General features: G+C 70.0%; 11 protein-coding genes and 1 pseudogene. 1 reads left to right on the top strand and 11 read right to left on the bottom strand.

The features are described 5' to 3' along the window. On the top strand, positions 1 to 232 hold a 232-nt coding region (locus tag ACWCRB_RS45840), incomplete at its 5' end, for a beta-xylosidase family glycoside hydrolase (RefSeq protein WP_451001747.1). Positions 233 to 239: 7 nt separating this feature from the next. Here ACWCRB_RS45840 and ACWCRB_RS45835 read toward each other — a convergent pair. The 11 genes and pseudogenes from ACWCRB_RS45835 to folP all read right to left on the bottom strand — a co-directional run bounded on the left by ACWCRB_RS45835 (position 240) and on the right by folP (position 12,116). Then, entirely contained in the window at positions 240 to 419 is a 180-nt protein-coding gene (locus ACWCRB_RS45835; RefSeq protein WP_451001746.1) for a hypothetical protein, read from the bottom strand. A 181-nt stretch (positions 420 to 600) separates the two neighbouring features. Continuing rightward, positions 601 to 1,503 carry a helix-turn-helix transcriptional regulator gene (locus ACWCRB_RS45830; RefSeq protein WP_451001745.1) on the bottom strand — a complete coding sequence of 301 codons (903 nt, stop codon included), beginning with the start codon at positions 1,501 to 1,503 and terminating at the stop codon, positions 601 to 603. 193 nt (positions 1,504 to 1,696) lie between these two features. Then, a complete protein-coding gene (locus tag ACWCRB_RS45825) occupies positions 1,697 to 3,058 on the bottom strand; it encodes an aminomethyl transferase family protein (RefSeq protein ID WP_451001744.1) in 1,362 nt (453 codons plus the stop codon). Positions 3,059 to 3,299: 241 nt separating this feature from the next. Continuing rightward, positions 3,300 to 4,211 carry a LysR family transcriptional regulator gene (locus ACWCRB_RS45820; RefSeq protein ID WP_451001743.1) on the bottom strand — a complete coding sequence of 304 codons (912 nt, stop codon included), beginning with the start codon at positions 4,209 to 4,211 and terminating at the stop codon, positions 3,300 to 3,302. Between the two features lie 291 nt (positions 4,212 to 4,502). Beyond that, positions 4,503 to 5,429: a LacI family DNA-binding transcriptional regulator gene (locus ACWCRB_RS45815; RefSeq protein ID WP_451001742.1), complete on the bottom strand. Its 927-nt coding sequence runs from the start codon at positions 5,427 to 5,429 to the stop codon at positions 4,503 to 4,505. A 97-nt stretch (positions 5,430 to 5,526) separates the two neighbouring features. Next, a pseudogene (locus tag ACWCRB_RS45810) lies at positions 5,527 to 6,676 on the bottom strand (chorismate-binding protein). A gap of 62 nt (positions 6,677 to 6,738) precedes the next feature. Then, positions 6,739 to 7,602, bottom strand: coding sequence for a bifunctional 5,10-methylenetetrahydrofolate dehydrogenase/5,10-methenyltetrahydrofolate cyclohydrolase (locus ACWCRB_RS45805; RefSeq protein WP_451001741.1), 864 nt, complete (start codon positions 7,600 to 7,602; stop codon positions 6,739 to 6,741). Positions 7,603 to 7,817: 215 nt separating this feature from the next. Further along, a complete protein-coding gene (purU, locus tag ACWCRB_RS45800; RefSeq protein WP_451001740.1) occupies positions 7,818 to 8,723 on the bottom strand; it encodes a formyltetrahydrofolate deformylase in 906 nt (301 codons plus the stop codon). Next, the gene (locus tag ACWCRB_RS45795) at positions 8,720 to 9,592 is read right to left on the bottom strand and encodes a methylenetetrahydrofolate reductase (protein ID WP_451001739.1); all 873 of its coding nucleotides are present in this window, start codon (positions 9,590 to 9,592) and stop codon (positions 8,720 to 8,722) included. Before ACWCRB_RS45795 ends, purU begins: the two co-directional genes overlap by 4 nt. A gap of 75 nt (positions 9,593 to 9,667) precedes the next feature. After that, complete coding sequence (locus tag ACWCRB_RS45790; protein WP_451001738.1) at positions 9,668 to 11,011, bottom strand: aminomethyl transferase family protein; 1,344 nt, start codon at positions 11,009 to 11,011, stop codon at positions 9,668 to 9,670. 160 nt (positions 11,012 to 11,171) lie between these two features. Then, positions 11,172 to 12,116 (bottom strand): dihydropteroate synthase, encoded by a 945-nt coding sequence (gene folP, locus ACWCRB_RS45785; protein ID WP_451001737.1) that lies wholly within the window; start codon positions 12,114 to 12,116, stop codon positions 11,172 to 11,174. Positions 12,117 to 12,525: the final 409 nt, after the last annotated feature.

The following is a 12,525-nucleotide window of genomic DNA, read 5'->3' as shown; positions in this document are numbered from 1 at the left end:
GCCCGGGGCCCGGCGCTACAACCCACCCCCCCCCCCCGCCCACGGCGCCGGCGGCCCCGACAGCCTCCGGCTGGGCTACGAGACCGACGGCGGCGACTTCGAGATCCTCGCCGAACTCGACGGCCGCTACCTCACGACCGAGGTCGCCGGCGGCTTCACGGGCCGTGTCTTCGGCATGTACGCGACGCGGGGCAGCGCGGCCTTCGACTGGTTCGAGTTGGGTTCCACCTGACAGGGGGTCAGCGCAGCCGGGCGGTCAGGCGGTAGCGGCCGGACGCCAACCGGCAGGCGTACACCCCGTCGGCGTAACCGATGAAGCGCACTCCCTCCGCACGCGCCAGCGGGGTGCGTCCTTCGTGGACCGGGAGATCGGCAGGAACGCCGCCCGCCTCCTGCTGGAACGGATCGCCGACCGGCACAAGCCCACGGGCCAGGTCCGTCTGTCCCCCGCTCTGGTACCGCGCCGGACCACGGCCCCGCCACCGGGTTAGGCCCGAGGGGCGAGCCGCGACGGGATCGTTGAACCATTCGGCTCAGCCTTGGATCCAGCCTCTGGAAAGCGTTGCCCATCGAGGCGCCCCGGAGGCACGCTCCCCCGCCTCAGCCCGGATACCGCTCGGCAGGGGGTGGTGCACCGTGGCTGCCCTGGTCCATCTGGTCGAGGCGGACCAGGGCGTCGTGGTCCTCAGTGCCCGGAAGGGCGTAGTACGCCACCAGGCGATGGCCGGGAGTGCCCTCGATCAGCAGGGACTGGTAGCGGAGGGTGAGAGCGCCGACGTCGGGGTGGTGCAGGGTCTTCTGGCCCTGGGCGAACGCCCGCACGTCGTAGGACTCCCACAGTCGCGCGAACTCCGGGCTCTTGAGGAGCAGTTCGTCGACGAGTTCGGCGAGGTCGGGAGCGTCCGGGTCGGTGCCCGCCAGGGCGCGCAGCCGGGCGACGCAGCCACGGGTCATCACCTCCCAGTCGGGGAAGAGTTCGCGGGCCGCGGGGTGCAGGAAGACGTACTTCGCGATGTTGCGCCGCCCGGCGGGCCAGCGTTCGATCCCGACCAGTGTCCGCAGCCCTCCGGGATTGGCGGCGAGCAGGTCCATCGTGCGGCTGAGCACCCGGGCCGGGAAGGGCCGCAGCCGCTCCAGCAGCAGTTCGGTACCGGGGTCCACGGTGCGGCTGGGCGCGCTCCGGTCCGGGGACGGTCTGCGGGCGGCACGCAGACCGAGGTCGTGCAGGTGCTTGTGGTCGACCTCCCCCAGCCGCAACGCCTGGGCCAGGGCGTCGAGGACGGCCGGGCTGGGGTGGATCTCCCGGCCGCGTTCCAGACGGGCGTAGTAGTCGATGCTCACCCCGGCGAGGGTGGCCAGCTCCTCCCGCCGCAGCCCCGGTGTCCGGCGCGGTCCCGGACCCACCGTGATGCCGACCTCTTCGGGACCGATCTCCGCCCGTCGGGCGCGCAGGAAGCGCCCGAGTTCGGTGCCGCTGATTCTTGCCTGCTGCTCACGGGCCACGTCCCTCAGTGTGGCAGCCTTTGCCGGCGTGAAGCCCTCAAGGTTCTCATCACCCCCCTGAACAGGGGAACAGCACGTGACGGGGCTGGACGCTCATGGGCATGCCAGGCGCGTCTTCCAGCGGGAAGGTTTCCGGACTCCCCGCCGACCGGCGGTCACCTGGCCGGTCGGCGGGGAGCCGGGAGAGGGACCGTCACAGCCTGGCGGTGTCGGCTCGCCGGTTGTCCGGCTTGAACGGCAGCGTGGTGACCGTCGCCCGGATCTCCCGCTGCGGGGTGCCCGGACGGCCCCAGAGAACGACGACCTCCTTGCCGGGTGTCGCGTGTTCAGGGGCGATCACACAGAGCGAGATCATCGCCCGCAGGGTCGGACTCACGGTCCGGCCCGTGGCCACGCCCACCGGGTCGCCCTCGAACAGGACATGGTCGAAGTGGGGACCGCGCGAGCGAGGGATCTCCATCTGGTCGGGCAGCTCGGCGCCGCTCAGGAGCGACGTGAGGACGCCGGTGACGTCCTGCTCGCTCCACCGCAGACCGACCAACCGACGTGCGGGGACACCGCTTTCGGCGTCCTTGACGAGGGCGTCCCGGCCGATGAATTCCCGGTCGGGGACGCCCTTGCGGAACCCCCAGCCCAGTTCGCCCGGCTTGCGGAAGTAGTCGGTCACCCCGCCTGCGGGGACGAAACTGCCCGTGGGCGCACCCTTGCGGAACTGCCTCGGCGCACCCGGCGTGAGGATCGACGCCGGCAGATAGTCGAGCCCGTTGGTCGCGATACCGGCCTCTATGTGCTGAACGGGCTGGGCGCGGAAGCCGAGTTGGCGGATGCCGACGTCCTGCCCGCTCGCCACGGCCGCCGCCCAGACCTCGTTGGCGTGTTCGGTCGGCCCGTGCAGCTCGTAGCCGAGCTCACCCGAGATACCGGTGCGCAGGACCCGTACCGGGACCCCGCCGACCGTCGACATCCTGCTGCGGCTGAAGCCGATGTCGCGCAGATCGTCCCCGGTCAGCTTCTCCATCGTGGCCAGGGACGCCGGCCCCTGGATGCCGAAGATGAACACCTCGGGGCTGATGTCGGTCGCCGCCGCGTCCCATCCGCCCCGGCCGAGCTGCCACAGCAGCCAGTCGCAGCTGCCCGCGGTGTAGACGAACTCCTCCGGGCCGAGCCGGCACAGCACGCCCTCGGACGCGATCCAGCCGTTCTCGTCGAGCTGCACATGGTGCTTGACCTGCCCGGTCTCGAAACGCGAGAGATCCCGCATCCCGAGCCTGCCGAGGAACTCGAGCGCCTGCGGGCCGTGCACCTTCACCTTGTGGAGCGAGGTCCAGTCGCCGATGTAGCACGATCCGACGTGGGCGGCGCTCTCGTCCACCCAGTCCGAATACTCCTCGGGAAGCAGGATCTGCGCGAAGCGGCCGAACGTGCCCCGTGTGTTGCCCTTGTCCTGGGCAGCCGCGGCCGGGCTGAACAACGCCGGCCGCTCGGTGATGAACGGCGCGTCGTTCTGTCGGAGGACCGCTTCGTAGGTGCTGCGCTGTTGTGCGACCAAATCCATTTCGTACTCCCACTCTGCGAGGCGACGGATCCTCCTGTCGCCCTTCCACTGATCGTCGACCAAGCGAACTAGATCGATTCAGTGGACGCTAACAGGTCGTGCCGACCTCAGCGACAGCCGTGCGGCGACTCTGTTGATACGCATTCTGCAAGCAAAGAAGAAGCCCCCGTATGTCTCAGCTGCCGCCCCACCGCAGCCCGAGCCGAGTCGGCCGTGACCGAAATCGTTTTCTGCACCTGCTTCAATACCCAATGATGGGAATCGGATTCTCCCTGAACCATTCGGTAAGGAATTCCAGAAAAACGGCGATCTTTCGCGGGGTGTTCTGATCGGGCCCGTAGATCGCGTAGAGGGGGCGGTCGGGTGCCGCCACATGGGGAAGCAGGGCCTGCAGAGCGCCGGACACGAGTTCGTCGTAAGCCAGCCGCTGCGGCAGCATGGCGACGCCACGCCCGTGAACGGCCGCTTTCTGCAGGGCGATATAGGAGTTGGACGAGAAAGCGACGTTGCGCACCTTGTGCAGCGTGCTGGCGGGCCCGTGGCCGAGGCGCCACACGGGGTCGTTGACGTGCACGAGGCAGTCGTGGGCGGTCAGGTCATTCGGATGGGAGACGGGGCCGCACCGGTCGATGTACTTTTTCGACGCGCACAGGACGAAGGGCAGTGAGGCGATCTTCTTGAGGCGGACACTCGAATCCCTCAGATCGCGTGTGTGGAATGCGACATCGAATCCACCGTCAATGAAGTCATAGGTCCGGTCGGACAGCCCTCCCAGTTCGAACCGCACATGGATTTTCGTATGGGCGGCGGAGAAGGCGGCGATGGCGTCGCCGAGATCGTAGCTCCCTATCCATTTGGGGCAGATGATGTTGAGTGCGCCTTCGGCCCGGTCGTGCAGATGGGCGATGCTGGAGTCCTCCGCTTCGATCTCCTTGAGGATGCGCGAGGCGAACTCGGCATAGCGCAGACCCTGTTCCGTGAGGTTCACCGAACGGGCCGTGCGATTGACGAGGCGCACGCCGATCTGCCGTTCCAGCTCCGCGACATGACGTGAGACGAGCGACCCCGACGAACTCAGCGCCTTGGCAGCGCCGTTGAAGCTGCCGATGTTGGCGACGGTGACAAAACTGCGCATGAGAAGCAGACGGTCCATGGGGTCCTCCGGTCGTCCACGGCTCCGGTGTCCCTCCGGGCCGTGTCGAACATGGGGCGGTACGGCACACTCAGCATTACTAAATCGTTCTAGTCAAGTTAACAGAGACTGCCCGGGGCCGCGAGATCCGGGAACTCGGAACGGAGTGCGCGGTGGGAGGGTGCCGTGGTCTCGTGAGTGCTTCTTCGTCGCGAAGGGACGCGTCACGGCCGTTCCGCGCACGGGCGGGCGACTGCCGCCCATGACAGCGTCACCCCGGCGGTCCGCCCGCCTTTCACGGGTTCGCGGCGGTCACGCCGAATCGCGTACGACGATCCGGCCGGACGCGGGCGCCAGCGCCCCGGTGTCGATTCCCAGGGCGTTGCGGGCGGCGATCCGTCCGAGGACTTCGGCGTCGATGTGGACGGTGGTGAGCGCGGGGGTGGACAGGGAGCCGTACTCGGTCTCGTCGAAGCCGATCACCGCCACGTCCTCGGGGACCCGCCGCCCGAGATCACGCAGGGCCGTGAGGCTGCGCAGCGCGATGTCGTCGTCGAAGGCGGCCAGGGCGGTCACGTCCGCGTGGGCTGCCAGGAAGGTCTCGACGGCGGCCGCGCCGGCCTCCCGCGGCCCCGGCACGACGAAGCGTTCCAGCGGAGGCAGTTCCAGGCGCCGGGCGGCCTCCTGGGCGAATCCCAGCCGGGCCTCGGTGAGCGGGAACTCGTGGTCGGGCATGGCCATCGCGATCCGGGTGTGCCCGCGTTCGGCGAGGTAGCCGATCTGCATCGCGGCGTTGGCGGCGAACCCGTTCTCCCAGTCCTGCTCGGGCGGTTCGTCGCCCTGCATGTAGACCTCGCCGAGTCGCAGCACCGCACGGGGCACGATGGTGTCCAGGACCTTCTGCGTGGCTTCCGGGATCGAGTGGCCGTGCCGGACCAGCAGGATGTGGTCGTGTTCGGCCAGTTCCTCGTCCAGGCCCCGGACGTAGCTGCGGGAGAAGTTGCCCTCCATGCCCCAGTCGACGTTGAGGACGACGATCCGCGACGAGCCCTCGCGGAGGGCGCGGGCGATGCCATGCGGGACGTATCCCAGTTCCTGGGCGGCCCCCATGACCCGCTCCCGGGTGGCCGCGGAGATCGTCTGCCGTGGGTCGTCGTTCAGCACGAAACTCACCGTCGCCCGCGACACGCCGGACGCCTTGGCCACGTCGCTCAACGTCACCCGGCCCGAACGGCCCATGTCGGCACACTCCCATCCGTCAGACCCGCGCGCTCCACGCCCCGCCGACCGGGACCGGCTGCCAGCCTGTGGAACGTCCGAGCACGTGGCGTTCACTCTACGCGCTAGATCGTTTCACCTCTCCGGACGAGGACGCGCCTCGATCGGCCCGCGGAACCCGTACGGCCTGCGAGCCTTTCGCGGCACTCACGTGGTGCGCGCTCCTACGCGACGGCAGGGACGTTCCTCCGTCTACCGGCACGCCGAGCCTCCGCTCGCGATGGCCAAGCAGCCGACGTGCCTTCAACTCGGTCTCCCGCCACTCCCGTTCGGGTTCCGAGCCCCAGGTGATGCCGGCTCCCGTGCCGAACTTCAGGAGCCCTTCGGCCCGGTCGATCCAGAACGTGCGGATGCCGACCGCCAGTTCACCGCGCCGCGATCGGCGTCGACCCAGCCGATGCCGCCGCGGTAGGGGCCGCGGGGCGAGGTCTCCAACGCCTCGATGATCCGCAGGGCGCTCTCCTTGGGCGCCCCGGTGACCGAGCCGGGCGGGAACGTCGCCGCCGGCAGCCCGGGCCGGCCCAAGCCGGCACGCAGTCGCCCCGACACCGTGGACACGAGGTGGACGAGCCCCGGATGCTTCTCCACGGCACACAGGTCGGGCACGGTGACGGAACCGGGAACGCAGACCCGGCCGAGGTCGTTGCGGACCAGGTCGACGATCATCACGTTCTCCGCGTGATCCTTCCCCAGCAGGTCCGCCTCGATGCGGCCCGTCCCCCTGACGGGACCCGACGTCGCCTCGCTCCCGTCGCGCCGCAGGAAGAGTTCGGGGGAAGCCGTGGCCACCTCCACCCCGTGCCGAGAGGGACGGATGACGCCCGCGTGCGGCGCCGGGTCGTGCCGTGCCGTGCCAGGAGCCCTCCGAGCGCCGTCACATCGGCATCCGGCGTGACCGGGGTGGACAGCACCCGGCAGAGGTTGGCCTGGTAGACCCTGCCGACGGCGATGTGCTCGCGGACGCGTGGCACTCCGTTCGTGTGGGCGAGGCGGTCCAGCGAAGTGGTCCACGCGTCTGGGCGCGGGCCGCGCCAGGACGTCGTAGAGACGCGTCGGACCTCGATCTGTCGTACGTCGCGGAAGCGGGCGCACGTCAAGCGGCTCTCGAAGTCGGCCGCCACGGCCCAGAAGCCCTCGGAGTCCAGTGCCGAGGGGTCTCCGGTGACGTCCGCGAGGCCGGTGGCGAGGCGTCCGCCGAGCAGCGCCATGGGAGGGAACTGGTCCAATTCCGGCCTCCTTCGGTGCGAGCGGCTCCCCGTCGATCGGGTCCTCAAGCCGCGACGGCCTCGAGTTCGGCACTCCATCGGGCGGCACGCAGGGTGTTGACCAGCAGCATCGCGATGGTCATGGGGCCCACCCCGCCGGGGACGGGTGTGATGCGATCCGCGATGCCGTCGAGTTCGTCGGAGCGGACGTCGCCGGCCAGGCCCGAGGGCGTCCGGTGGATGCCGACGTCGATGACGACGGCGCCGGGCCTGACGTGTTCGGGACCGATGAGCCCGCGGACGCCGGTGGCGACCACGACGATGTCGGCGGGCCGGGTGACCGCCGCGAGGTCGGTGGTGAACTCGTGGGCCACCGACACGGTCGCCCCGCGCCGCAGCAGCAGCTGGGTCAGGGGCTTGCCGACGAGTTCGCCCCAGCCGACCACCGCGACGTTCGCGCCCTTGAGTGGAACGCCCTCGGCGTCGAGGAGTTCGATGACGCCGCTGGGCGTGCAGGGGCGCAACCCCCGCTCCCCGCGGGCGAGGAGGCCGAGGCTGGCGGTGGTGAGACCGTCGACGTCCTTGGTGACCGGGATACGGTCGATGAGGGTGGCCGCGTCGAGCTGCCGGGGCAGCGGGAGTTGGAGCAGGATGCCGGACACCCTTGGGTCCGCGGCCAGTTCGTCGAGTACGGCGGCCACGTCGTCGTGCGTCGCGTGCTCGGGCAGATGGCGGTGGAAGTCGCGTATGCCGGCTTCCTTGATGGCGCGTCGCTTCGCGGCGACGTACACGACGCTGGCCGGGTCGTCGCCGACGAGGACGGTCGCCAGCCCGGGAGCGCTTCCCGAACCGGCGGCCGCGGCGACCTCCTCGGCGACCTGCGAACGGATCCGCCGGGCGATCCCGGTGCCGTCGATCCTGATTGTCATGGTGGCGAACCGCCTTCGTGTGATGGGGAACGACTCGCCCGGGTGAGAGGGGCGTGCTGTACGGCTGTACGGCGCCGGGACCGAGCCGGTCGTCATGGGGGCGGGACGGCCGGCTCGGTCGTTCGGGGATGTGGCGCACGACAGGACCGACCGTCCCTGCCATCCCTGCACCGGGCGGTCTTCCTGTCGGTGGGAGTCGATGGGCCCGTCTCGCCTCAGGCGAAGACGATGGTGTGGTTGCCGTCGCGGATGACCCGGTCCTCGGCGTGCCACAGCACGGCGCGGGAGAGCACCGCGCGTTCCACGTCGGCGCCGCGGCGGGTGAGGTCGGTCGCGGTGTGGGCGTGGGTGACGCGGACGACGTCCTGCTCGATGATCGGGCCCTCGTCGAGGTCCTCGGTGACGTAGTGCGCGGTGGCGCCCACCAGCTTCACGCCCCGTTCCTTGGCCTTGGCGTAGGGGCCCGCGCCGATGAAGGCGGGCAGGAAGGAGTGGTGGATGTTGATGATCGGGACGCCGACGCCCGCGATGAAGTCGCCGGAGAGGATCTGCATGTAGCGGGCCAGGACGACGAAGTCGACGTTGCCCCTCAGCAGCCGCAGGTGTTCCGCCTCCGCGGCGGACTTGTCCGCGCCCTGGCAGGGGACATGGAAGAAGGGGATGCCGAACCCGCGTACCTCCTCGGCCACATCGGGATGGTTGGAGATCACCATGGCGACGGTGACGGGCAGTTGGCCCTGCCGGTGCCGCCACAGCAGGTCGAGCAGGCAGTGGTCGGACTTCGAGGCGAAGATCGCGACCCGCTTGGGCACGGACAGGTCACGCAGGGTGTAGCTCAGCCCGAACGCGTCCACCAGGTGCTTGTCCAGGTCGGCCCGCAGGGCGGGCAGCACGGCCCGGAGGCCGTCGAGACCGAAGACGGTGCGCTGGAAGAAGGCGCCGCCCTGCGGGTTGTCGGAGTACTGGTCGAGGGAGACGATGTTCGCGCCGTGGCCGCCGAGGACCGACGTCACGGCGGCGACGATGCCCGTGGCGTCGGCGCCCTGCACGATGAGCGAGGCCTGCGGGGCGGGCGGCCCGCCCGTGGTGGTGCGCGCGGGGGCGTCTTGGGTGAGGGTCATGCCAGGCTCTCCTCGCGGAAGCGGGCGGCCCACTCGGAGGTGGCCCTGAGCCCGCCGAACGTATAGAAGTGAATCTTCAACTCGCCGTGCCGGGCCGGGTCATGGCCCGCGGCGAGGTCACGCAGGAACCGGTCGGGGCCCGCGGTGCCCATCAGGTTCGTCAGGGAGAACCCGTACTTCCTGACGACGGACGCGCTGGTACCCACGCCGAACCGGGCGGCGTACGCCATGAGCCGGCGCGCTCCGGCCGGACCGGGCACCCCGATCCTGATCGGGAGCCCGATGCCCCGCCGCCGTACCTCTGCCACCCAGGCGAGCACCGGGTCGACGTCGAACCCGAACTGCGTGATGACGCCGCCCTCCAGGGACTGGGCGGTGAGGGCCGTGTGCTTGTCCCCCAGCGCGGACCACAGTGCGGTGCCGTCGATCGCGGGGTGGCCTTCCGGGTAACCGCTGATGCCGACGTGGCGGACGCCGTGCTCCTGCAGCAGCCCCGTGTCGATCAGGGACAGGGAGTCGGCGTAGGGCCCCTCGGGATGCGCCGGATCCCCGCCGACGACGAACACGTTGTCGGACGTGCCGTCGGCGTGCAGGCCGGCCAGGAACCGCTCGAAGTCGTCGCGCGACCCGAGGCGCCGGGCGGATATGTGCGGTACGGGGACGAAGCCGAGCCGCTTGACCGCGCGGGCCGCGTCCAGCCGCATCGAGAGGTCCTCGTTGCCGAGGAAGGTGACGTTGATACGGGTGCCCTGGGGAATGGAGTCGCGGGCCTCCTCCAGTTTGGGGACGTCCTTCCCGGTCATCTCCAGGGAGAAGTCATCGAGCAGCGACGTACTGACCGCTGTTCGTACCGTGCTCGCGGGGTTCATCGTCTTGCGTCTCGCTTTCTCGTCTGCGGGGGCCGAGTGCCGGGGGGGGCGGCGGTGGCGTGCAGGGGGCCTGTGTCAGCGGTCGCGGCGGTACTGGGTGCGCGCGTGCTGGTCGAACGGCGCGGGCCGGACGGTGGCGCGGATGCGCGGGAGTCCGAGGTCGGCCTCGGGGTCGGTGCCGGCACCGGGGTGCTCGCCCCACACCACCCAGACCTCGGTGCCGGGCTCCGCGCACTCCTTGTCGATCAATGTCAGTGACAGGAGCGCTCCGACGGGGTCGATGGACGCCGTCTGCATGGTCATGCCGACCATGCCGGTCACGTTCTCCACCCGGTGCCGGGCGTAGCTGAGGACGAAGCCGGGGTCCGCGCCCTGTCCGATGACGGTGCGGACGTCGTCGGGGTCGAGGACGAGGGTGACCTTGGTGCGCAGCGGCTCGTCCTTGGCCTTCACCAGGGCGTCCCGGCCCACGAAGTCATGGCCGAGGTGGATCAGCTTCCCGTAGCCGAGTTCGTACGGGGATACGTAGTAGTCCTCGATGTCCTCCGAGAAGTAGCTGCCGTTCAGCGGGCGCTTGCCCTCGATGCCGAACAGGGGCAGGTACCTGCGGTATTCCAGCAGGTCCGGGTCGGTGTAGATGCCGGGCACCGGCGAGGGGATCCAGCCGCTCTCCACGCTCGGCGTGGCGTACGCGAGGGCTCCGACCTGGACCAGGCCGAGCGGCTCGCCCGTCTTCAGGAACGCCTCGTGGACGTACGCGGCGTGCTCCCACGGGCCGATGAACTCGAATCCGGCCTGGCCGGCCATGCCGTGGCGCAGGGCACGGAAGGCGCGGCCGTCGAGGGAGACGGCGCTGGAGTGGAAGAACTTCGTCTCCGGCAGCGGCCCGCCGAAGACCCGCTCGACGAGCTCCGTCGCCAGCGGGCCCTGGATCTGGTACCGGAACAGTTTCGGATCGCCGCCGCCCGGACGGAACGCGGAGGACGGGTCGGTGACGAAGCCGACGTCGTAGCCGCCCTTCTCCGCGTGGTACTGCACCCAGTGCTGGGCAGCCGGGATCCCGCTGAGCAGGTACTTGTTCTCGCCCTCGCGAGCGAGGATCCCGTCGGTGACGATGTGGCCGTTCCGGGTCACCGGCACGTACTGCTTGGCCTGCCCGATGGCGAACTTGTCGAAGTTGTTGACGCCGTGGTCGGCCAACACCCGGGTGGCGTCCGGGCCTTCGATCCACATGTCGTACATGTGGTGCGAGAGGTTGAGCAGCGCCACGCCCTCGTGCCACGCGGCCTGCTCCCGGCTCCAGCCGGCGTACTCGCGCTCCACGACCTCGGGGGTCCACGGCTCTGCACCCGGCCGCCACAGCAGCTGGATCGGCGATCCGGCCTTGTCGATGGCGTCCTGGAGGGAGGGGGTTGTCATGCGGGCTCTCCTTGTTCCTTTGCTCGTAGGGATCCGTGTGATCCGTACGATCCATGCGATCTGTCCCAAGAAAGCTAAATCGATCTAGTGATGCCGGGAACGATCTAGCGCAAGCCGGCAGAGCGGCCTGATCCCGAGCGAGTGCCGGGTTGCGGACTACTTACGGGTGCAGCCCACGCCCCGCACCGACCGGGACCGCGCGGACCGGGTCGACGTCGCGGTTGTAGTGGTCGAGATACGCGGATGCCATGCGCACCGCATCGACGGTGGAGGGGACGTCGTGCACGCGCACACAGAACGCACCCGCGACGGCCGCGAGCGCGGAGACCGCGGCCGTGGCCATGTCCCGCTCTCCGGGCGGCACTTCACCCGCACCGCCGGCCGCGAGGGCAGCACCGATGAACCGCTTCCTCGACGCACCCACGAGCAGAGGGCACCCCAGTTCCCGCAGAGACCCCAGACCGGCCAGGAGCGTCCAGTCGTGCTCGGGCCGCTTGGCGAAACCCAGCCCCGGATCGAGGACGATGCGGGCCGGGTCGACTCCGCGTTCCGTCAACTCCCACAGACGTCGGCCGAGTTCGGCCCCGACCTCGGCGACGACATCACGGTAGTCCGCATGCCGGTCCATCTCCCGGCTCGGCGCACGCCAGTGCATGGCGACATAGGGGACGCCGGCCGCGGCGACGGTCGACGCCATCGCCGGGTCGGCCAGGCCGCCGCTGACGTCGTTGACCAGAGACGCTCCCGCCTCGACGGCGGCTCGGGCCACGGACGCGTGCATGGTGTCGACGCTCACGCACACACCGGCACGGGCGAGTTCACGCACCACCGGCACGGTCCGGGCCAACTCCTCCTCCAGGCCCACGGACCGCGCGCCCGGCCGGGTGGACTCGCCACCCACGTCCACGATGTCCGCGCCCTGAGCGGCCAGTTCCAGGCCCCGGTCGATCGCGGCCCGGTTGTCCTCGTACAGACCGCCGTCGGAGAAGGAGTCGGGCGTGACGTTGAGGATCCCCATGACCAGGCATCGGCCCGGCCGTGGCAGCCCCTCCAGCCCCGCGGGTGTTCTCGACCGCCTGACGGCGGCGTCTTGCACGGTTGGCATCTGCGGCAACCTCCTTGACCCCGCGTCCCGCCGCGGGAAAGGAATACTAAATCGATTAGGCAGTGATGTTACAGGGAGAAAGCTAAATCGATCTAGTCATCCGCGCGACTGTCTTCGCCATCGTCGGCGCCGCCGCCGACGGTTTCGCCGACAGGTGCTCGCAGCGGGCCTGGGCCGGGGCGACAGCACGCTGCGGCTGAAGGCGTCCTCGACACTCCGCGGAGAGACACCGTTCTGGTGGGGCGACGACGAGGGTGTTGCGCAGCACGGCGCCGACGAGGACGTCCGAGCCCCGCCCCGCACTCGGGTCTGCGGTCAGGCGCGGCCTTTGAGCATGCCGTGCCAGTACAGGGCGGGCAGTCCGTAGCGCTTGAGCAGCCACATGTCGTGGCGCTCCTTGGTGGTGTCG

The organism is Streptomyces sp. NPDC002156 (assembly GCF_053593675.1).
The sequence above is the reverse complement of the archived record's forward strand: the minus strand, read 5'-3'. Positions and strand labels throughout refer to the sequence as shown.

What these genes read in the sequence shown, in the direction of transcription:
- ACWCRB_RS45815 (WP_451001742.1), bottom strand. Translation starts at nt 5,429, where the DNA reads ATGGGCCGTTCGGGCCGGGTGACGTTGAGCGACGTGGCCAAGGCGTCC.
- folP (WP_451001737.1), bottom strand. Translation starts at nt 12,116, where the DNA reads ATGCCAACCGTGCAAGACGCCGCCGTCAGGCGGTCGAGAACACCCGCG.
- ACWCRB_RS45790 (WP_451001738.1), bottom strand. Translation starts at nt 11,011, where the DNA reads ATGACAACCCCCTCCCTCCAGGACGCCATCGACAAGGCCGGATCGCCG.
- ACWCRB_RS45825 (WP_451001744.1), bottom strand. Translation starts at nt 3,058, where the DNA reads ATGGATTTGGTCGCACAACAGCGCAGCACCTACGAAGCGGTCCTCCGA.
- ACWCRB_RS45820 (WP_451001743.1), bottom strand. Translation starts at nt 4,211, where the DNA reads ATGGACCGTCTGCTTCTCATGCGCAGTTTTGTCACCGTCGCCAACATC.
- ACWCRB_RS45795 (WP_451001739.1), bottom strand. Translation starts at nt 9,592, where the DNA reads ATGAACCCCGCGAGCACGGTACGAACAGCGGTCAGTACGTCGCTGCTC.
- purU (WP_451001740.1), bottom strand. Translation starts at nt 8,723, where the DNA reads ATGACCCTCACCCAAGACGCCCCCGCGCGCACCACCACGGGCGGGCCG.
- ACWCRB_RS45805 (WP_451001741.1), bottom strand. Translation starts at nt 7,602, where the DNA reads ATGACAATCAGGATCGACGGCACCGGGATCGCCCGGCGGATCCGTTCG.